Source organism: Cutibacterium sp. KBN10P07758 (assembly GCF_050286205.1).
Classification (GTDB): Bacteria; Actinomycetota; Actinomycetes; order Propionibacteriales; family Propionibacteriaceae; genus Cutibacterium; species Cutibacterium acnes.
Window position 1 is genome coordinate 1,771,182 of record NZ_JBNNQV010000001.1, and the last position, 20,453, is coordinate 1,791,634.

The 20,453-nt window shown below is 60.7% G+C and carries 16 protein-coding genes and 2 pseudogenes; 7 read left to right on the plus strand and 11 right to left on the minus strand.

The genetic code is table 11. The features are described from left to right. Nucleotides 1–131: 131 nt before the first annotated feature. From ACOYO3_RS08795 to ACOYO3_RS08815, 5 genes and pseudogenes are all read left to right on the plus strand, one after another. Nucleotides 132–2,774 carry a TIGR03773 family transporter-associated surface protein gene (locus ACOYO3_RS08795; protein WP_002518465.1) on the plus strand — a complete coding sequence of 881 codons (2,643 nt, stop codon included), beginning with the start codon at nucleotides 132–134 and terminating at the stop codon, nucleotides 2,772–2,774. After that, nucleotides 2,771–4,294: an anchored repeat ABC transporter, substrate-binding protein gene (locus ACOYO3_RS08800; RefSeq protein WP_002516883.1), complete on the plus strand. Its 1,524-nt coding sequence runs from the start codon at nucleotides 2,771–2,773 to the stop codon at nucleotides 4,292–4,294. The genes ACOYO3_RS08795 and ACOYO3_RS08800 overlap by 4 nt, the downstream gene beginning before the upstream one ends. Beyond that, complete coding sequence (locus ACOYO3_RS08805; RefSeq protein WP_002520238.1) at nucleotides 4,291–5,325, plus strand: choice-of-anchor M domain-containing protein; 1,035 nt, start codon at nucleotides 4,291–4,293, stop codon at nucleotides 5,323–5,325. The genes ACOYO3_RS08800 and ACOYO3_RS08805 overlap by 4 nt, the downstream gene beginning before the upstream one ends. Further along, nucleotides 5,322–6,014 (plus strand): anchored repeat-type ABC transporter ATP-binding subunit, encoded by a 693-nt coding sequence (locus tag ACOYO3_RS08810; RefSeq protein ID WP_002524779.1) that lies wholly within the window; start codon nucleotides 5,322–5,324, stop codon nucleotides 6,012–6,014. Before ACOYO3_RS08805 ends, ACOYO3_RS08810 begins: the two co-directional genes overlap by 4 nt. Before the next feature lie 78 nt (nucleotides 6,015–6,092). Next, nucleotides 6,093–7,030 (plus strand): annotated as a pseudogene (locus ACOYO3_RS08815) (anchored repeat-type ABC transporter permease subunit). Here the strand turns inward: ACOYO3_RS08815 and ACOYO3_RS08820 are convergent. The 6 genes from ACOYO3_RS08820 to dxr form a co-directional block, all read right to left on the minus strand. Next, on the minus strand, nucleotides 7,024–7,869 hold the full coding sequence (locus tag ACOYO3_RS08820; RefSeq protein ID WP_002516919.1) for a GNAT family N-acetyltransferase: 846 nt from the start codon (nucleotides 7,867–7,869) through the stop codon (nucleotides 7,024–7,026). The pseudogene ACOYO3_RS08815 and the gene ACOYO3_RS08820 sit on opposite strands and share 7 nt — an antisense overlap. A gap of 1 nt (nucleotide 7,870) precedes the next feature. After that, nucleotides 7,871–9,052 (minus strand): flavodoxin-dependent (E)-4-hydroxy-3-methylbut-2-enyl-diphosphate synthase, encoded by a 1,182-nt coding sequence (gene ispG / locus ACOYO3_RS08825; protein ID WP_002519294.1) that lies wholly within the window; start codon nucleotides 9,050–9,052, stop codon nucleotides 7,871–7,873. Nucleotides 9,053–9,199: 147 nt separating this feature from the next. Next, on the minus strand, nucleotides 9,200–9,919 hold the full coding sequence (locus ACOYO3_RS08830; protein WP_002516981.1) for a TenA family protein: 720 nt from the start codon (nucleotides 9,917–9,919) through the stop codon (nucleotides 9,200–9,202). A 113-nt stretch (nucleotides 9,920–10,032) separates the two neighbouring features. After that, nucleotides 10,033–10,533: a nuclease gene (locus ACOYO3_RS08835; protein ID WP_002518447.1), complete on the minus strand. Its 501-nt coding sequence runs from the start codon at nucleotides 10,531–10,533 to the stop codon at nucleotides 10,033–10,035. A 302-nt stretch (nucleotides 10,534–10,835) separates the two neighbouring features. Beyond that, nucleotides 10,836–12,116 carry a M50 family metallopeptidase gene (locus ACOYO3_RS08840; protein WP_002518438.1) on the minus strand — a complete coding sequence of 427 codons (1,281 nt, stop codon included), beginning with the start codon at nucleotides 12,114–12,116 and terminating at the stop codon, nucleotides 10,836–10,838. Continuing rightward, nucleotides 12,113–13,336: a 1-deoxy-D-xylulose-5-phosphate reductoisomerase gene (gene dxr / locus ACOYO3_RS08845; protein ID WP_002518367.1), complete on the minus strand. Its 1,224-nt coding sequence runs from the start codon at nucleotides 13,334–13,336 to the stop codon at nucleotides 12,113–12,115. The genes ACOYO3_RS08840 and dxr overlap by 4 nt, the downstream gene beginning before the upstream one ends. 87 nt (nucleotides 13,337–13,423) lie before the next feature. On the opposite strand from dxr, the gene ACOYO3_RS08850 reads away from it, so the two are divergent. Next, nucleotides 13,424–14,797, plus strand: coding sequence for a serine hydrolase domain-containing protein (locus ACOYO3_RS08850; protein WP_002517003.1), 1,374 nt, complete (start codon nucleotides 13,424–13,426; stop codon nucleotides 14,795–14,797). Further along, nucleotides 14,794–15,885: an LOG family protein gene (locus tag ACOYO3_RS08855; RefSeq protein ID WP_002520241.1), complete on the plus strand. Its 1,092-nt coding sequence runs from the start codon at nucleotides 14,794–14,796 to the stop codon at nucleotides 15,883–15,885. Before ACOYO3_RS08850 ends, ACOYO3_RS08855 begins: the two co-directional genes overlap by 4 nt. Here the strand turns inward: ACOYO3_RS08855 and gdhA are convergent. From gdhA to ACOYO3_RS08880, 5 genes and pseudogenes are all read right to left on the minus strand, one after another. Continuing rightward, nucleotides 15,863–17,199, minus strand: a pseudogene (gdhA, locus tag ACOYO3_RS08860) (NADP-specific glutamate dehydrogenase). The gene ACOYO3_RS08855 and the pseudogene gdhA overlap by 23 nt on opposite strands. 192 nt (nucleotides 17,200–17,391) lie before the next feature. Further along, the gene (gene rlmN / locus ACOYO3_RS08865; protein WP_002519293.1) at nucleotides 17,392–18,609 is read right to left on the minus strand and encodes a 23S rRNA (adenine(2503)-C(2))-methyltransferase RlmN; all 1,218 of its coding nucleotides are present in this window, start codon (nucleotides 18,607–18,609) and stop codon (nucleotides 17,392–17,394) included. 72 nt (nucleotides 18,610–18,681) lie between these two features. After that, nucleotides 18,682–19,332 (minus strand): disulfide bond formation protein B, encoded by a 651-nt coding sequence (locus ACOYO3_RS08870; RefSeq protein ID WP_002517001.1) that lies wholly within the window; start codon nucleotides 19,330–19,332, stop codon nucleotides 18,682–18,684. Beyond that, entirely contained in the window at nucleotides 19,326–19,487 is a 162-nt protein-coding gene (locus ACOYO3_RS08875; protein WP_011183871.1) for a hypothetical protein, read from the minus strand. The genes ACOYO3_RS08870 and ACOYO3_RS08875 overlap by 7 nt, the downstream gene beginning before the upstream one ends. A gap of 95 nt (nucleotides 19,488–19,582) precedes the next feature. Next, nucleotides 19,583–20,446, minus strand: a complete 864-nt coding sequence (locus ACOYO3_RS08880) for a phosphatidate cytidylyltransferase (protein ID WP_002516978.1) — start codon at nucleotides 20,444–20,446, stop codon at nucleotides 19,583–19,585. Nucleotides 20,447–20,453 lie beyond the last annotated feature (7 nt).

Here is a 20,453-nt window from a genome sequence, read left to right on the forward strand (position 1 = left end):
CCTTCGGCGTGACCGGCCACGGCCATGTCGAATCCTAGCGGCAGGCACCACCGTCTCGTACGGGATCGCCGACCCCAAGTAGAATCGATAACCGTTCTCATTATAAGTTAGCCGAACATCACAGGAAGACAATGGAGGCCACCGTGAAACGGTTCGCATCGCTCCTTGCCGCCCTACTGACGTTCCTGATGATCAACCCGTCATCGGCGAACGCGGCAGCGCCGGACCAGGAGCTCCTGCACAACGGCCATGTCGACGCCGCCCTCACCGAGGGGGATCAGGCAACCGACAGGCCCACCACTCAAGTACTCGGGGATAGCAATGACCTCAACGATCGCTATTCCACCGACATTTCTCCTTCACCGGATGCCGACGACAGCACCGTGCTCGACCACGGACACGCCGATATCTTCCGGGTGGGATCGGCCCCCGACGGCGGTATCGACCTCAAGCTCAAAGAGGATGTCACCGGTGACGGGGCACTCCACGCCCCTGAGAACGTCCTTCTCAAAATCAAAGATTCCGCTCTCACCGATATCCCGGCCACCCTTCCTGGCGCCCCTCAGGGATATGTCCTGCCGCTGACGCAGAACCAAGATCTGCTGTGGCCAGGGTGGGAGACCTTCGACGTCAAGCGTAACGGTTTCGATTCGGTCAAGATCACGGTCAGCAACGTCAAGGGCCCCGGCAAAGTACACCTGTTCTCCCAAGGTTCCTTCGGTGCCGTCCAGCCCCTGCTTGACGGCAACGCGACCGAGCTACCTGGCACTATCACTGTCGCTCAGCCGTCCCACGTGCACGCTAACTGGGTGTTTGGCAAGACAGGCGTGTACACCATGACCGTTCAGGCCACAGCGCACAGGTCCGGCAAGAAGTTCCAGACCACGCCGCACACCTACACCTGGGTGGTCGGCGACACGACTCCCCTCCCTGAACCGTGGGGAAAACTAACTCCGCCGCCGACGCCCACTCCGTCCCCAACTCCAAGCATCACCCCGCCCAAGACCTCGGTCGCACCGAAACCAACCCCCGCCCGACCCCAGAAGCGATCCCAGCCCCGGGAACAAACCCGTAAGCCAGTTCTGAAGCCAAAAGCCAATAAGACGCCCTGCACCCAGAGGTTGGTCCTTGACCATGGTCACTCCGACGTTTTCCGCGTTGGATCGGCCGCCAAGAACGGCCTTGATCTCAAGGTCAAGGAGGACGTGACCGGCGAAGGAGTACTCCATGCTCCGGAGAGCGTGCTGCTGGCCGTGAAGGACTCTGCCTTGACGACCATCCCAAGGGGATACCCCGGTGCTCCCAAGGGTTATCTGCTGCCCATGACGCAGAACCAGAATCTGCTATGGCCGGGATGGGAGACCTTTGACGTCAAACGCAATGGTTTTAGCGACGTCAAGATCAACGTCCGTAACGTCAAAGGACCCGGCAAGGTACACCTGTTCTCGCAGAGCTCCTTCGGCAACGTTCAGACTCTGCTCGACGGTGGTTCACACACCATGCCTGGCACAATCACCGTCGAGCAGCCGTCCCACGTACATGCCAACTGGGTGTTCACCCAGCCCGGTCTCTACCAGATGACGGTTGACGCCACCGCCGTTCGCAACGGCACGACCGTCAGCACTGGAGCCCACACCTACACCTGGGCTGTTGGTTCCATGGCCATCGCCGCCAATAGCTGCTCAACCGACCGCGTCGCCGGCTCCCCGGCTCGCAGTAACACTGGCACCCCGGCCCCCGAGAAAGACAGCAACAGGGGTAGCTCCGACAAGCCATTCGATGACCTTGGCGTGATCCATAACACCTTAGAAAATGACAGTGCCAGCTCGAATGGGTCGACGAGAGTGACACGCAGCGGCTCCTCTATCAAGAAGGAGATCTGCCACCCGGTAAAGATCCCGAACAAAGCGGCCGCCGTGAAGAAGACCGTCGCTCGGTCTGCTGGCCAGTCGGCAGCCATCGCTACCGAGGGCCACTTCGACTGGGGCGTCCAACTACAGCCTGGCAAGCTCATCTCGGCCCTCAAAGATGATCGCTCTGCCCCGGCGACGTGGGTCGATCCCTCGAGCATCGTGATGGCAGTTGGGGACAAAGCCAATACCACCGCGCCTGCCGGCATGGAGTTCATCGCCAAGGGCGGCACCAAGGTGTGGCTCATCGGCGCCACCCAGGTACCTGGCGTGCCGTGGCTAGGCGTCAATACGATGCACGAGTCCATCATTAACGGGACCACCGGCCCGGTCCACATGCACCTGGACAAGGTCAGCGGCCCTGGCAAGATGGCGGTGTTTATGTCCGGCACCTTCGGTGGCGGCGTGGGCCAGCGAGCTTTCGACAACGTCGGTGGACCAACCGGTTACACCGTCCCGGCGAACACCCATGCCCATCCGAATTGGGTGTTCACCGCCCCGGGCCACTACACCGTAACTGTCACTCAATCGGCCACGACCAAGAGTGGAAAGAAGCTCAGCGCCACTGGCACCCTCCACTTCGCGGTAGGTATTAATGCGTCGCCGGTTGCGGCTTCCTTGGGCAAGTTGTCTGCCTCGCCCAAGACCGACCAGAACGCCGACCCGGGTTACACCATCGTGGGACGTACCCCCGATGGCAAGCCGTGTGATCTCAAGGCGGCCGGCCTGCCTGGTTCCGGTGAAAACGGCGAGTTCGGTGACACCGGCATCGTTTCTCATACGAACCAGGGTCTGGTGTCCGGGACCTTCGTGGTTCTCGGCGTAGCTGGCGCTCTCCTTCTGGCGAGGAGACGACGCGGGTGAAGAAACGCCTGTTATGCCTCGTGGCCGCGCTGAGCCTGCTGGCTGGGTTCGGCCACGCTCCCACGTCCCGTGACAAGCTTTCCATAGTAACGACCACGCCTATCCTCGCCGACTTGACGCGTCAGGTTGCCGGTGATCGTGCCACCGTCACCTCCATGGTGCCTTCAGGAGCAGACCCCCACACCTATGAGCCGTCGCTGCGTGACGTTCGGACCGTCGTGTATTCGAGAGTCGCGCTATCGAACTACCTCATGCTCGAACCTCATTCGGTCATCAAGACCATCGACTCTTCCCTACCTACGGGATCTATCAATGTCTCCCTGGCTGAGGAAGCCCAAAAGTACGGCGCACAAGTGATCCCGCTGGTTGAAAATGCCAACCTAGACACCGTGTGGCTGGGGTTGCGCGTCATTGGCAAGGGCGCCAGGCGGGGATCCGACCGCTCTTCCTCGGTCCACCTCCAGCTGACGTCCGTGGAGGGGCCTGGGGACCTCACCGCCTATATCACTGGGACCTTTGGTCGACCTCAGATCTACTACTCGACGGCTGACGGCGTCGACGAGCGTGACGACGTCGAGCTTCCCACCGACGCCCACACCCACATGTCGTGGGCCTTTAGCAAACCTGGGGTGTATAAAGCGGTGTTCGCGGCCACCCTATCGACTCCCCAGGGCAACGCTTCGTTCGGCGCCCAAACCTTGACGATCGCTGTCGGGGCCGATCCGCGAACGATCCCTGAACTTGCCGATCGAACTGTTGTCGATCAGGGACATGCAGACCTGTCTGCCGACATCGACGAGGGCACAATGACAATCCTGTCCGACCCGACAGGTGGCGGCGTACGTACCCAGAAGCGTCTGGACCCCGACAAAACAGTCGTGTGGGTGCCCCCAAAAGCCCTCACCGAGATACCCCCATCGCCGGCTTTCCGCTTTCTGGGACATCCCGGATCCCCGATCCACCAGCTGCCTCAGGCTGTTCTCGGCGCCCATGTTCACGGTGAGATTGACCCTCACCTGTGGATGAGCATTAAGAACACCAAAGCCTATGTGCAGGTCATCCGTGACTCTCTCATCAAGGCTGATCCTCACGAGGCGCAGACCTATCGCGAGAACGCGAAAAGGTACCTAACCAGACTGGAAGAGACATCGCACTATGTCGATCGCAAGATTGCGAGCATCCCGAGGGGACGGCGTCAGCTTATTACAAGCCACGACGCTTACGGTTACCTTGCCCAGGCTCACGGTATGCACATCGCTGGATTCGTCACTGCCAACCCCGGTGTGGAACCGTCCATGGCTCAGCGACGCAAGCTCAATCAGACTATCGCTGACCTCAAAGTGCCGGCGGTGTTTCTGGAACCCAACGTGCTGCGCGGTTCCTCGGTGCTAGCTGCGATCGCTGCTGAAAACAGCGTCACGGTGTGCCCCATCTATGGCGACACCTTCGATGACCACGTCACCAACTACATCGACCTCATGAGATTCGATGCCGACTCCCTAGCCAAGTGCTTGGGATGAGGCCCACTGTGGAGGCATCCATGATCAACCGTCCGCTGGCAGCCTTGTCTGCCATGTTCATCGCGCTCGCCACCGGCGCCACCCTGTCCCAGCCGGCCCAAGCCTCGCCCACCATTCCGCCCGATCCCGCTCTCAAACAGACCATTTCAGATAACGAGAAGGTGGCGAAAGGTCCGGCTGAGATCAAGCGCGGCCACGTCGACATCGGTCCTCGCATTGTTGACGGAAAGTTCTCCCTCATGGCCCGTGACGACTCCGCGAACCCGCCAGTCTGGCGCAACACTGACGACACTGTGCTGCGCGTCGCGGACGCTTCGCGTATCGACGTGCCCAACGATGACACCTATTCCTTCCTGGGGGACATGCGCGGGGAAAAGGCCTACGTCATTCCTCAGACCCAAGACCAAAAAGTCGTCTGGCTGGGCTGGAACACCCAAGCCCCCGAGATCGTCAAAAATTTCCCGCGTGGAGCCGATCTCGTCTTCACAGGACATGAAGGCCCGGGACAAGCTCACATGTTCATTGAAACCGGTTTCGACTCACCCATGCCGCTGTATAACTCCACCAAGCCTGGCGAGCAGCTGGTTCATATGGAGGCCAATACGCACGTTCATGCCAACTGGGTGTTCTCTGATCCTGGAGCGCAGACCATTTCCGTCGACGCTCGCGGTACCGACGACACAGGGGTTAAACATTCTTACTCGACGAAGTTGAGGTTCGCTGTCGGTGACAAAGGGCCCGCTAACGAAGCCCGCGCCGTAGGACCTTCGCCATCGGTCGCTGCATCTTCTTCGTCAACAGCCGCTGCTACTAACGTCTCGGCTCCGGCCACAACTGAGAACTCCTTTGACGATTCCGGAGCTGGCACCCTATGGGGGCCTGGGATCATGGCCGGAGCCCTCATCATTGGCATCATCATCGCCGCTTTGGTGGGACGCTCCAGATCGAAGACATTACGCGACGAAGTGTGGAACGAGGAACACACTGGCGCAAGCGAAGCTCATAAAGATGTCGGAAACGAGTCCAGATGAATGACCTCGGATCCATCAAGATCACAGACGTAGCCGTCAATGTGGGCGGGCTCCAGGTGCTCCATGACGTGAACATATCGGCCAGCAAGGGGGACCTACTGGCTCTGCTCGGCCCAAACGGTGCTGGCAAGACAACTATCCTGCGCACCATGCTCGGCCTGGTGAAGCCGGCTAAGGGCACTGTGAAAGTCGCCGGCGCGTCTCCTGGAAAGGGATGGCGCCATATTGGTTATGTTCCGCAGCGCCACGAGTTTGCGTGGGATTTTCCGATCAGCGTCGCCGGCGTCGTCATGAGTGGACGTACCCGCCACATCGGGTGGCTTCGTCGGCCTTGCAAGGACGACCACATCGCAGTACGTGACGCTTTGCGAACTGCCGGAATGGCTGAACTGGCCAACCGTACCGTCGGGGAATTATCGGGAGGCCAGCGTCAGCGCGTGCTCATTGCTCGCGCCCTGGCCACGCGCCCGTCAGTGCTACTGCTTGACGAGCCTTTCACCGGTGTCGATATGCCCACCCAGGAGCAGCTCACCGAGCTGTTCATCGAGCTGTCAGGGGCCGGGACGACCCTCGTCATGACGACCCACGACCTGGCCCAGGCGATGGCCACGGCCGACCGAGTGTGCCTGGTCAATCGGACTGTCATCGCCGACTCGACCCCCCAGCAGCTGCGCGACCCGGCCATGTGAATGCAGACCTTCGGGATCTCTGGCTCGTCGCCTCTGCTGAGAATCGTCGGCGCAGATGCCGCCTGAACGAAGGTGATCATGCTCTCCCCTCTCGACTTCTTGTCCGACCTCACCAATCCCCTGCTGAGTTTTCTGCCTAAGGCGCTGCTCGTCGCCCTGGTGTGCTCGGTAGTCGCCGGGGTCATCGGTTCGCACGTCGTTCTGCGCGGGATGGCGTTCATCGGTGACGCCGTTGCCCACTCGGTGTTTCCCGGGCTGGCCGTGGCCTTCCTCATGCAGGGGTCGCTGCTGCTGGGCGGCTCCATCGCCGGGCTGACTACCGCGATCCTCGTGGCGGTCGTCTCGCAGAACCGGCGTCTCAAGGAGGACTCGGTGATCGGCATCCTCTTCGTCGGGGCCTTCGCGCTGGGCATCGTCATCATCTCGCGGGCGCCGGGGTATTCCGGGTCGCTGCAACAGTTCCTCTTCGGGTCAATTACCGGTATTACCGACGACGACATCGTCATGGTGTGCGTCGCCGGGGCGCTTGTGCTAGCCCTGGAATGGGCCGTCCATAAGGAGCTTGTCACCGTCGGACTCGACCGTGAGACGGCGCGGGCCTCGGACTTGCCCGTGTTCGCCCTGGATCTGTTGCTCTACGTGCTGGTGACGATGACCGTCGTCATCTCGTGCAGGTCATCGGCAACGTCCTCGTGCTGGCCCTGCTGGTGACGCCGGCCGCCACCGCCCGGCTGCTCACCGACCGGCTGGGGCAGATGATGGTCCTGGCACCGGTCATCGGCGGATTCAGCGCCCTGGTGGGCTTGTACCTGTCGTGGTCGATCGACCTTCCGGCCGGTGGGACGATCGTCCTCGTGGCCACCGCAGTGTTCTTGGCATGCTGGCTAGTCGCCCCGCGCGGGCTACTCGCGCTCCGTCTGGATTGCACAGCCCCACATCATCGGCATGCCAGGGTTGCAGACGATACTCATCGCGCCCATCTCGAGGTCGGCTTGCACGTCACAGACCCTCAGTAGAGAAGTGTCGCCATTGTCCCGATCCGCTCGAACCCGACCCTCCGGTAGGTGCGTAAGGCACGGGTGTTGAAGTCGTTGACGTACAGCGAGACGGTGTCGTGGTCGCGCCGGGCCAGCTCGACGACGGCAGCCATCGCCGGGGCGGCCAGGCCACGACCACGCCATGCCGGGTCCATCCACACCCCCTGGATCTGGCAAACATTCCCCCACGTGACGGCGACGTCGGACTTCCAGCGCACGTCACCGTCGTCAACGATGCCAAGACCACGCCCCTGCCGCACGAGCTCGAGCATGTGACGTCGGTACCCATCCCCGGGGTCTAACGGGCTGACGCCGACCTCCTCGGTGTACATGGCAACGGCGGCCCGGAAGTACGGTTCGAAGTGTCGCTCATTGATCCGAACCACCCGAGCATCCGGGACCACTCGGGGCCGATCCGACATGGCCAGCAGAGGTTGGCAGGAGCGCACCTCACGCGGCCTTCCCCAGGTGTCCGGACCGATCTGGGCCAGCCGTTCGTACAACGGAAGGACCGCCACGTCCGCGCCCATGATCGACGAGGACCGCCGCCAACGTCCGATCTTCGACGCCAAGGCGTCAACGACGGCGCTGTCCCGGCCATCGTCGATCACCGGCACGAGATTGGCCCCGATGTGGACGAGCCCGACGAGTTCACCGCCTCGGAAGACGCCGTGGACCGGGCATCCTAGCCGGGCACTGTCCAGCCCGCCCTGACGGATCCTCGACAGCAGGAAGACGTTGGCGACCGGGGCACGCGAGAGGAACTCGATGGTCTGGCTCAGGTCGGCGTCGTCGAGCTGCCTGACGCGGGTCCTCACCTCAGGAGACCGTGACCTCAACGGCCCCGGTGGTGTCCATCTCGTCGGCCATCCGGTTGGCCTCCTGAACGAGGAACTGAACGATCTCGCCTTCCGGAACGGTACGGATGACCTCGCCATGCTTGAAGATCTTGCCCTTGCCATTGCCGGCGGCAACACCCAGGTCAGCTTCGCGGCCTTCTCCGAGCCCATTGACGACGCAACCCATGACAGCGACGCGCAGCGGAGCATCAATCCCTTCAAGGGCATCAGTAACGTCATTGGCCAGCGTTAGAACATCGACCTGGCAACGTCCGCAAGAGGGGCAGGAGACGATCTCTAGACCTCGAGGACGTAGGTTGAGCGACTCCAGGATCTTGATACCCACCTTGACTTCCTCGACCGGATCAGCCGACAAGGAGACGCGTATGGTGTCGCCGATACCCTCGGCAAGGAGGTGCCCGAAGGCCACCGCCGACTTGATGGTGCCTTGGAAGGCCGGACCAGCCTCAGTAACGCCCAGATGAAGGGGATAATCGCATTTGGCGGCGAGCTGTTCATAGGCACGGATCATGACAACCGGGTCGTGGTGTTTCACCGATATTTTGAAATCCCGGAATCCGTATTGCTCAAAGAGGCTAGCCTCCCACAGCGCCGACTCCACCATGGCCTCGGCGGTCGGGGCTCCGTATTTGTCAAGCAGACGTTTGTCGAGAGACCCAGCATTCACGCCGATTCGGATGCTCGTACCGTGCTCGGTGGCAGCCTGACAAATCGATTCGATCTGGTCGTCGAACTTGCGGATATTTCCGGGGTTGACGCGCACCGCGCCACAGCCAGCCTCGATCGCTTGGAAGACGTACTTCGGCTGGAAGTGGATATCGGCAATCACCGGGATCTGGGACCGTTTGGCGATGATCGGTAGCACCTCGGCGTCCTTATCGGTTGGGCATGCGACGCGTACGATGTCACAACCTGCAGCGGTCAAGGCGGCGATCTGCTGCAGGGTGGCACCAACGTCGTGAGTCTTGGTGGTTGTCATGGACTGCACTGAAATGGGTGCGTCACCACCGACGAGCACATCTCCCACCTTGATCTGGTGCGTCTTACGACGTGGCGCCAGGGTCGGAACGGGAGGGGTAGGCATACCCAGGTTCACGGTCATTGACGTGTCACTCCTGAAATCGCGGGTTGTCGTCTCCATTGTGTCACCACCGTCGCCGCTGTAGTGACGCTGACAGCGAGCACTCAGTCCTCGTCGTCGGACCCATCAGTACGGCGCTGGGCTGGGTACCGAAGGCTCTCCATACCACGCCGGGCACCCTTGAACATTTTCCTTTGACGAGTTTCTTCAGCCCTCGAGCGGGAACGGCACATCGTTGAAGAAGGCCAATTCCAAGTCCACTGCCACGTTCCAAAACCGAGTAAGTTCCTCAAGATCTACCTGTCCCGAAGCGCGTTCGAGTTCATCAACCAGGAATTGCACCCAGGTACGGAACTCATCGCCTCGGTGCAGATCCACCCATCCCAAGAATTTATTAGGAAGATTAGCTCCGGGCTCCGGGGCATCGGTGCGAGAGGCCCAGTCAAGGTAGAGACCTTCAGCCACCACCAACAGCACCAACACCGTGGGATAGTGGTGGGTATTAACAGCCTTATGCATGAGGTTCTCAAAGGAGCGGGTGGGTTCCGACAGGTGCGGATGGGCACGATCAGCCTGGGAGACTCCAAGTTCATCGAAGGTAGCCTCAAACCAGCCTGATTCCTCACTGCATATCATGCCCAACTGACGTCCGAAAACCAGCTTCGCCTCCACAGTGTCCGCACGGACGAGGGCCTCGCCCAACAATTCCAAGAAAGGAACGAAAAACTGGTTATCCTGAATGATGTAGTAAGATAGCTGCGCATCATCAAGTTCACCCGAGAACAGTTCATTGACGAATCGGTGGTTGATCGCTGCGGTCCAGGCCTCAGAGCGTCCGGCAGATAGCGCGGCAACACGTCCGCTCGGGGCCACAGCAATGCCTGCAGTGGTAAGCGGGGCAGGCAAAGATGGCGTGAAAGCGTTCATATCTCCATCATGGCACTGACGCGGTACATGCCAACCATCTACGGGGGCGGGTGAAACTCAACCCTGTCGGTCGATCTCGCCGCCCCCATAGCCCGATGCGCCAGGCAAACCTCTCAGCCGGGTAGCGAAGCGAGCAGAAGGCGTATCAGACTCCGGTACGTGGCAGGCGTGGCTGAAATGCGGACCCTTGTCCGGAAGTCGGGGCCACGACAGCCGTGCTCGGGCCGACCGAACCGACTACCAAGGTCACCGCCGGAGTCGAGGACGCCGTCGATACTGGGCTGGGGGCCGGAGTCTGCATAGAGAAGCCCACCAGGGCTGGCGAGTGTCCCGATGCACCGAACTGGCTGGTGGTGTAAATCGGCCACGATGTCGTCGCGACGCGAGTACTGCATGGCCACCGACTCAGACCCGTTGGTATCCCAGATACCGGCGCCAGAAACCAGCTCATGCGCCTTAGCATTGGCGAAAATGTGGTCCAGAGACCCGACGCGACCGGAGAACTCGCAGCTCGCGGCATCTGGATCATATTCCTCGACGACCTCGCTAAACCCGGCGGCCTTCCTAGCGCGGATCGGATCCTCCATGGCATAAGCATTGAAATCACCAAGCATAAAAACCGGGTCATCAGCGAAGGTCTTGTTGACCCAACCCGTCAGTGCCTTAGCCTGGGCGACGCGGCATGTGCAGGCTGCCCCGCGACGATCATGGCCGTACTACATGACACCGCAGCCAGACCTATCAGGACGCGTCTAGACATTGTGGTCATGGCAATCCCCTCGTGAGGCAGGAAACATACGCGCGTTACCTTGCCACGGTCGGCACGAGGACAGGAATGCTCATCATTGACAATTCACCAAACATTCCCGCACTGCGAGCGATAATTTACAGCTCATTCACCGATACGAAGCCATAATTAGAAAATTTTTACCGGCGATACGACATCTGCGACAACGAGGACGAGTCCCATCATGAGCATAAGCGCCCCGATTGTCCATGCCACCGGCAGCATCATCGCGGTGTCCGCCGGGCCAGGATCAGGCTTTCTGGCAAGTTTAAATAGCCCCCGCTTACCTGCCTCATAGATGGCTCCAGCGATATGTCCACCGTCCATGGGCGGCAATGGCACGACGTTGAACCAAAACAAAAAGAGATTGAGGCCACCCAGCAAGCTTGCACCGGTGGCGATCTTGTCGCCCAAGGTCAGCTGGGAATCGCCGGCAACATCCCCGGCCACCCGAGAGGCTCCAACGATGCTCATTGGGCTGTTGGCGTCGCGAGCCTGACCGGTCACCAGATCGGAGGCGACGTTCCACGTCAGAACTGGAAGTCTGGCCAATGCGCTCAACGACTGTTTCGACATCGTCCACATCTGGGAGACGGTATCGCCCGGCCCAGAATGAACAATGACCATCGTCGGGCTCACGCCCAAGTAACCCGCCTCGACTGTACGACCGGGAGTGCTGAGGTCAGGCACCTTGGTGAGGAGGGTGTGCGTGGGCGTAAGGCTGACGAAAGCGCCATCGCGTTCCACTCCGAGACGCACTTCGCCGCCACCATTACCACGGATGAACTCCTGAAGTTGCGACCAGGAATCCACCTGTCGACCGTTAAAAGAGACGATGCGATCCCCCGCTCGCACACCGGCCTCGGCAGCCGGTGCACGACGGTCTTCCTTGGAGCATGGGCCGCTGGTCTGGGCGGAATGGGCGCAGGGGATGACTGCAGCGACTGTCGTCGTCTGGTCGGCTCGTCCGTGAATGCCGAAAACCGCCCAGAACAGCAGGAAGGCCAGCAGCAGATTGGTAAGAATACCACCGCTCATGATGATGAGGCGCTGCCACACCGGCTTGTCACTGAAAAGCCGACCTTGATCGGCGTCTGTGATGCCCTCGACCTCAGCAACACGCGCCTCATCAGCAAATCTGGTAAGCCGATTGCTGTGACGATGGTGGACCTTGGCGGGGTACATCCCGATGAGGCGCACATAGCCACCCAGCGGGATCCATTTGAACCCGTACTCCGTCTCACCGCGCGTGAACGACCAGATCTTCGGTCCGAACCCGGCAAAGAACTCGGTGACCTTGACCCCGAAGATCTTCGCCGGGATGAAGTGACCGCACTCATGAAGTAGCACCGAGAGGATGATGAGGCCGAAGAAGACGATTCCAGCCAGCACTTCGACTACAACTATCACCGGCGAATCCCCCGGGCACACACCTCGGCGGCGCGACGACGACCCCAGGCGTCGGCGGCCAACACGGCATCGAGGGTGAGGGCCTCGTCACCGACATGTCGAGCACCAAGGGTGTCGTTCTCGTCACCGGATAGGTGCTCGTCAAGGACCGCGGCAATGGTGTCGGTAATGTCGAGGAAACCGATACTTCCGGCACAGAAGGCGTCGACACAGGACTCGTTAGCGGCATTGAACACGGCCGGCGCAGTACCCGCAGCATGACCAGCGCGTCGGGCTAGTTCGACGGCCCCGAAAGTGTCGTTGTCAAGGGGTTCGAAGGTCCACTGAGTAGCCGTCGACCAGTCGCAGCCGGCAGCTGCGTCAGGAAGGCGATCCGGCCAAGACAGTCCCAAGGCAATCGGCAATCTCATGTCGGGAGGCGAAGCCTGAGCAATAGTGGCGCCATCCCAGAACTCCACCATCGAGTGGACGATGGATTGAGGATGGACGACGACGGTGATGTCGTCGAGATCAACATCATAAAGTAGGGCCGCCTCGAGCAGCTCCAAACCCTTATTCACCAGAGTCGACGAGTTAATGGTGATGACCCGGCCCATATTCCAGGTGGGATGCTTCATGGCCTCGGCAGCGCTGACATCGGCCAGGGAGGCACGGTCGCGACCGCGGAAAGGTCCGCCGGATGCGGTCAGAACAAGGCGACGCACCTCGTTGCGCCCGCCCCCTCGTAGGCACTGGGCGAAGGCGGAGTGCTCAGAATCCACGGGGACAATCTGTCCTGAGGCGGCCGCCTGAGTAACGAGCCTGCCACCAATGACCAACGACTCCTTGTTCGCTAAGGCCAAAGTGGTCCCTGCGGCCAAGGTGGCGAGGGTCGGTCGCAAACCAGCCGCGCCGGTAATGGCATTACAGACAACATCAGCGGGCATAGCTGCCAGCTCTGTCGACGCATCCGGGCCAGTAAGGATCCGAGGATTGGGCACGATACGGCCCCGTGATCCAGCCTGCACGGCCAAAGCCCGCTGAAGCTCCTCAGCGGCATCCTCACGAGCGACAGCTACGACGGGGATAGAGAAGTCGATTATCTGCTGAGCTAGTGAGCCAACATCCGAGCCACCTGCCGATATGCCAGCGACCTCAAACTGGTCACGACGTGACGAAATGACCTCTAGAGTTTGGGTTCCGATCGATCCGGTGGAGCCGAGAATGATGACCTTCTTCACCCTGCCAGTGTGTCACGGCGTTCCCACAATCCACAGTCCTGTTCTTCGGTGCCCACAGCACTCATCAACGGCCCTAGAGTGGAAACCATGACTGACAGCGTTCTCGACGTCACTGCAGACGCGCTCGAGCAGGCCGGGGCTCACCCCCACCGGCTCGTCGTCCGCCAGCACGGTCAGGTCGTTGGTCGACGACGGTGGGCTCCATGGAGCCCCGACGTCCCGAGTTTGGTCTACTCCTGCTCGAAAACATTCACCTCAGCTGCCGTCGGCATCGCCGTGAATCGGGGAGCTTTCGGATACGACGACACTTTGGCCGATCTGTGGCCGCAGGCCTGCACCGCCAACACCGGGCCAGTAGCGAAATCCATGACCGTTCGCAATGCCCTGTCCATGTCGACCGGTCACTCCCCGGAGCAGCTCCTCGAACCAACATTGATGTCCCGCCGTCTGCCCGATCTCAACACCGCCCGGATCCTGCTGGCGACCGAGCCGGAAGGCCGTCCCGGTATCGACTTCGCCTACAACAATCTGGCCACCTGGATGCTTTCTCGGCTCGTTGCTCAACACACCGGCGAGGATGTCGACACCATCATCACCAAGGAGGTTCTCGACCCGATCGGGGCGGGACCACACACCTGGGTCCGTGACGCCGACGGCATCCCGATGGGGTTCTCAGGACTGCATATTGACGCTGAAGACCTCTCTCTGTTCGGCCAGCTTCTCCTCGACGATGGGGTGCATGAGGGCGCCCGTCTACTACCCGAGGAGTGGATCAGGCAGCACCGTGTCCGTCAAGTCAATTGCGACAGCGAGACCGATCCGGAATGGGGAATGGGGTATGGCTGGCAGACATGGATGTCAAGCCATGGGTACCGTCTGGACGGAGCCTTCGGCCAGTATGTCCTCATCGTCCCCGAGGTTGACGCCGTCATCACTATGACCAACGAGGCCAGTGAAGGCCCTGGTGACAAGCAAGCCATTCTCCAAGCTGTCTGGGACCACCTCCTGCCTGCCTTAGCGGATGGATTCCAGCCACAGCCTGAGGAAATCGTGCGCACTGTGCCCACCGTGACTGGAGAATTCGACTCGGCAAGGTCGGTGCAGGGAATCGCCCCTGATGGCTCATACATCGTCGTCTCCCCGCACAAGGAGAGCAGAACCTGGGCGATGTCGTGGCGCTGTCCGGGCACCTTCAGCCATCCCACCGACGAAACCCTCGACATCGCCGTGGGCTACGAGGAATGGCAGACCTCCCACTGCCGGGTCGGTGACGATGCCATCGATATCGCGACCAGCGGCGGGTGGCAGGGCGAAACCTTCGTGGCAAGACTGTGCGTCATCTCAACCCCTCACACCCTCACCTTGCGAATGACCCCGGAGGCAACGACGACCGAGTGGGACAATGAACCACTCAACCCTGGTGGTTTGCTGGGCCTGGTGCACCCGGAGCTACGACGATGAGCACCACCCATATCGAGATCGAGACGGTCGACCAATTGCGCGCAGCTGCTCCCAATCTCGCCGGTCAGGTGGTCCAGGGAGTCGACCTCACCGGGTGCAGCAACCTCCTTCGTCACTGCGACGTCTCCACGACGATCTTCCTTGGCTGCTCGACCTCCGCCCGGCTCGCAGCCTGGTTGCGCGCCCGGGGCGCCCTCATCTTCCCGGCTATCCCGGGGGTCCCATTCGATCCCTACCACCCGGGCGCCTACACAGCGGAGGAACTGTACAACGACATCGGCGAGGGGTACCACGTCACCCTGGACGCTGCCATCGACAGATGGCGCCGCGGCCTGGCCACTCCGCCACGACTGCGCGACACCCTCGCCACTGCTCTGCATGACGACGCGATGACCGACGCTCTGGATGACCTGCTGGCAGGAACCGATCCGTCCATGACAGTGGGTGTCATGGGTGGCCACTCTGTCACCCGCGATTCCGACGACTATCGGCTGGCAGCCGACCTCGGTGCCGCCCTGGCTGGTACCGGCCATCTCGTCACAACCTGGGGCGGCCCGGGAGCGATGGAGGCGACCAACCTGGGAGCTGCCTGCCCACCCGACCTGCTCGACGAGTCCCTGGACCGGTTGAGGAAGGTCGCCGGGACTGCCGACGTCACCACATGGGTGCAGGCGGGCCTTGACGTCGTTTCTTCCTGGCCGCAAGGCGCCGCCCACCGCACTATCGGCATCCCGACGTGGTTCTACGGTCACGAACCACCCAATGTCTTTGCGACCAGCATCATCAAGTACTTCTCGAATGCGCTGCGCGAAGATATCCTCCTCAACCGTTGCCGAGGCGGGATCATTTACCTACCTGGCCAAGCGGGCACCGTCCAGGAAATCTTCCAAGCTCTCACTGGTAACTACTACGCCACCAGCGAAGACGAGATGACCCCGCTCATCATGCTTGGCAACCGCTACTGGAGCCAGACCCTACCGGCCTGGCCGCTGCTGCACAGCATGTCACGGGACCACCCTCACCGCATTCGCCTCGTCGACACCGTCGACGAGGCAGTAGCGGCACTCAGACGACACCCATCGCGATAACGGCGTCAGCCACCTTGGTGAACCCGGCGATGTTGGCACCCATAACGTAATCCCCCGGGTGGCCATACTCGTCGGCGGTCTCGATGCAACGATCGTGGATGTCGGCCATAATCTGCTGCAGTCTAGCTTCGGTCGCGTCGAAATCCCAGGAGTCGCGCGCGGCATTCTGTTGCATCTCGAGGGCCGAAGTAGCGACGCCACCCGCATTAGATGCCTTACCCGGGGCGAAAATGACGCCGGCGTCCTGGAAGGAATGCACCGCCTCAGGAGTGCAGGGCATGTTGGCACCTTCAGCGACAGCGACCACACCGTTGCGGATGAGGGTGGCGGCAGCCTGACCATTGAGCTCGTTCTGAGTGGCACAGGGCAAGGCGACGTCGACCGGCACATCCCAGATCGATCCGTCGGAGTGGAAAGTAGCCGAGTCGCGTCGAGCGGCATACTCGCAGATGCGGGCCCGTTCCACCTCCTTGATCTGCTTAAGCAGGGCGACGTCGATACCTTTCTCGTCAACGACATAACCGCTGGAATCTGAGCACGCAACCACGGTGGCTCCGAGATCCTGAGCCTTCTCGATGGCGTAGATCGCGACGTTGCCCGACCCGGAGACGGTAACTCGCAGGCCGTCTAAAGACTTGCCGTTGGTCGCCAGCATTCGTTGGACGAAGAAGACTGTGCCATATCCGGTAGCTTCAGTGCGCACCAAGGATCCACCCCAGGTGAGTCCTTTACCGGTGAGCACACCGGACTCATGACGGTTAGTAATGCGCTTGTATTGGCCGAAGAGGAATCCGATCTCACGACTGCCAACGCCGATATCACCAGCTGGCACGTCGGTGTGTTCACCAAGGTGACGGTAGAGCTCGGTCATGAAGGACTGGCAGAATCGCATGACCTCAGCCTCGACGCGTCATGGGGATCAAAGTCCGACCCACCCTTCGCGCCACCGATCGGCATGCCAGTCAGAGCATTTTTGAAGATCTGCTCAAAACCAAGGAACTTAATCGTTCCTAAGTACACCGAGGGGTGGAATCGCAATCCACCCTTATACGGCCCCAGCACCGACGAATATTCAACGCGGAAGCCACGGTTGATACGGATCTTGCCCTCGTCGTCAACCCACGGCACCCGGAAAATGATCTGGCGTTCCGGTTCGCAGATGCGCGACAACACGGCTGCCTCCACGTACTGCGGATTCGTGTCGAGCACCGGGCCGAGAGATTCAAAGATCTCCCGCACAGCCTGGTGGAACTCGGCCTCCCCTGGGTTGCGACGCAACACCGATTCGTACGCGTTTTCGAGTTGCCTATCCATACGGTGAATCCCTTCTGTATTTCTGTGTGGACGATTGTGACGCTCGGGGCACACCGGGACTGTCACCGGGGCCGCCGCAAACCGTTAGCTGCCTAGTCCTTCCGACCGTCCCACAGCTGCCAACTGGCCACAAGCACCGTCGATCTCAGAGCCTCGGGTATCGCGCACTGTCACCGGGGCCGCCGCAAACCGTTAGCTGCCTAGTCCTTCCGACCGTCCCACAGCTGCCAACTGGCCACAAGCACCGTCGATCTCAGAGCCTCGGGTATCGCGCACTGTCACCGGGATCTTCCAGCGCTCAAGTGTCTCGACGAAGGCATCCTGGTCCTCGGGGCGCGAAGCCGTCCAGCGGGAACCGGGCGTCGGATTGAGAGGGATGAGGTTGACGTGAGCCCAGGTCCAATCGCCCCGACGACGGATCTGACGGGCCAGCACCGCGGCACGGTCGGCCTGGTCGTTGATGTCCTTCATGAGGGCGTACTCGATGGAGACGCGACGCTTCGTCTTTTCGGCGTAGTGCCAGGCGGCGTCGAGCAACTCGTCGACTTTCCAACGACGGTTAACCGGGATGAGCTCATCACGCAGCTCGTCGTCAGGGGCGTGTAATGAGACGGCGAGGGTTACCGGGATCCCCTCCTGCGTCAAGGCCTTGATACGTGGTACCAGGCCGACTGTCGAGAGGGTGAGGGCCCGGGCGCTCATCCCGACCCCGTCGGGACCGTCGGCGGTCAGGGTCCGGATGGCAGTAAGCACCGAACGGTAATTGGCCATCGGCTCACCCATACCCATAAAGACAATGTTGTGGACGCGTCCGGACGCCCCAGGAACCTCGCCTGCCGCTATGAGACGATTCGCCGCCAAAACCTGGCTGACGATTTCGGCGGTGGACATATTGCGCTGAATACCACCCTGACCGGTGGCACAAAACGGACAGGCCATACCGCAACCGGCCTGCGAAGACAGGCACAAGGTGGCGCGAGCCGCAGAGTGACGGGTGGCTGGATAGTACATGAGTACCGACTCAACCAGAGCTCCACCATGCAGCCGCCACAGGGTCTTGACGGTTGTGCCGCGATCGCACGACTGCTGAGAGACCTTGGTCAACAGGACCGGAAACCAGGCGTCGGCGATCTCCTGACGGGCCGCCTTAGGCAAGTCAGTCCACTGAGTCGGGTCGACCTCCCACCGCTCAAAGACGTGAGCGGAAATCTGCCGAGCACGGAAAGCTGGCACACCGAAATCCTTGACGGCCTGCACCCTTTCTTCGATGCTCAGATCGATCCAGTGACGAGGAGGCTTGGCACGATTCGGGGTATTCACCACGAGTGGCACTTCCTTGCCCGGCTCGGCGAGCGGCGTGGAGGGCAGAACAAGACCTGACGTGCTGACGGAACTTCCAGTCGATGACATCACGCCCCCATTATCCCCAACTCCCACCACCCGACCACACGAGTCGGTGCCTGCTAAGTACGGGTCGCGACGTCACCTCGGCGAACAGTTCTGCACTAGCTCGTAACAGGCTGGATCACCGGGCAGGAGGAAATGCAATCCCTCAAGAAACACGATCATGACGAGATTCGCCACGACGATGAGGGCAAATAGCCACATGATGACAGTGGATATGGCGTGGGCCTTAACACCACGGGGGGTAAGCCACGGAGCAAAGGTCATCATGACGCCACAGAATGCTATGACGATGGTAAAGGTGATGAAGGCCCAGGTGTAGGTGCTCAACCCGAAAGCCTTAGAACCATATCCGGGGTCCCCAGGTTGAATATGCAACAGGATGTGACGTGCCGATTCCGCTGCGCCAAGGACCGCCGAGAGGATCGATACGCCATAGCCCAGGCAAAAATCCGCCATCGTCACGGACCCGCGCCGGGTACGAACAATGATGTAAAGAGGCCCCAAAGAGGCAAGCATCATCGAGTACCTCTGAAGCATGCACAGTGGACATGGGAATTCATGCAACCCGAATTGCACGATGAATCCACCCGCTAGAACCCCAATGTAGGCCAGCACGAAGAGGTTCGCTCCCCAGAAGCCCACGATAGGAAACACCCGTCCTGCTCTAGACGGGGTTCGTTCCGCATCTGACAGACTTTCGACTTCGATGTCGTAGTTCCTCACCATGACAGCCCCAGATCACTCGTCGCATGTAGCGACAACAGAATCACGCAAAGCGCTGCGATAACCATGACGGATACAATGAATATCGACTTCCTGACGCCGCGCAGTATCATCGTCAACACCAACGCGGCGATGAGGACCATGATAATAATGTCCATCTTCGCCCCCATCTATACCTAATAGCTATTACTTAGGAGATAGTATATCATCGGAGCTTGGCCAAGCTCATAGTGGAGTGGCCCCGCGACTACAGTCACAGCACAAGGGACATGACGAGCCAGGCGAAGGGCGCCGAAAACAGCACTGAGTCGAGCCGGTCCATGACCCCGCCATGACCGGGCAAGAAGTTCGACATGTCCTTGATACCAGCGTCACGCTTAATCATCGACTCGACAAGGTCTCCCGCAGTGCCGGTCAAGGCTAGAACAACGCCAAGAACAATCCCAGCCCACCATGGCGCCGACAGCAATCCTCCCAAACAGGCCCATCCAACGAAAGCTGCGGTTATGACGGACCCGGCAAAACCCTCCCAGCTCTTTTTCGGGCTAATACGCGGGGCCAACTTGTGTTTGCCACATAGCACCCCTACGGCATAACCGCCGGTGTCAGAAGCCACGACGCTGAGGATCCAGGTAGCGATGCGGCGGCTACCACCGTCATCGCCCATCATGAGGGGAACGAAGCAGCCAAGCAATGGCAAGTAGGCGATAGTGAAAAGGCTGGCAGCAGCGTCCTTGACGAAGCCATGCGACCCGCGTGGCAGTCGCCACGCCATTGCGGCAACTGTCGTCGCACCTAACGTCACCACCAGGAAGGTATTGGGCAGGATGTGAAGCTTCAGGGTCGAGGCCGCATATGCCCCAATGACCATAACTGCGGTGCCGACGCATATCGGAACTACCGCGGAGTCCATTCCCAAACGAACCATCGCTCGATGAAGCTCAATGGCCCCGGCCATAAGGGCCAAGGTCATCAACAACACGAAACCCCAATGCCACCATCCAACGGTGCCGATGACGGCACCGCACAGCACTACGCCCGTAGTGATGGCAGCAGGAAGATCACGGCCGGCACGTGGAGTCCGTGCGGCCGTGGTCTTCTTCTCAGGCTCGCCCACCTCGAAT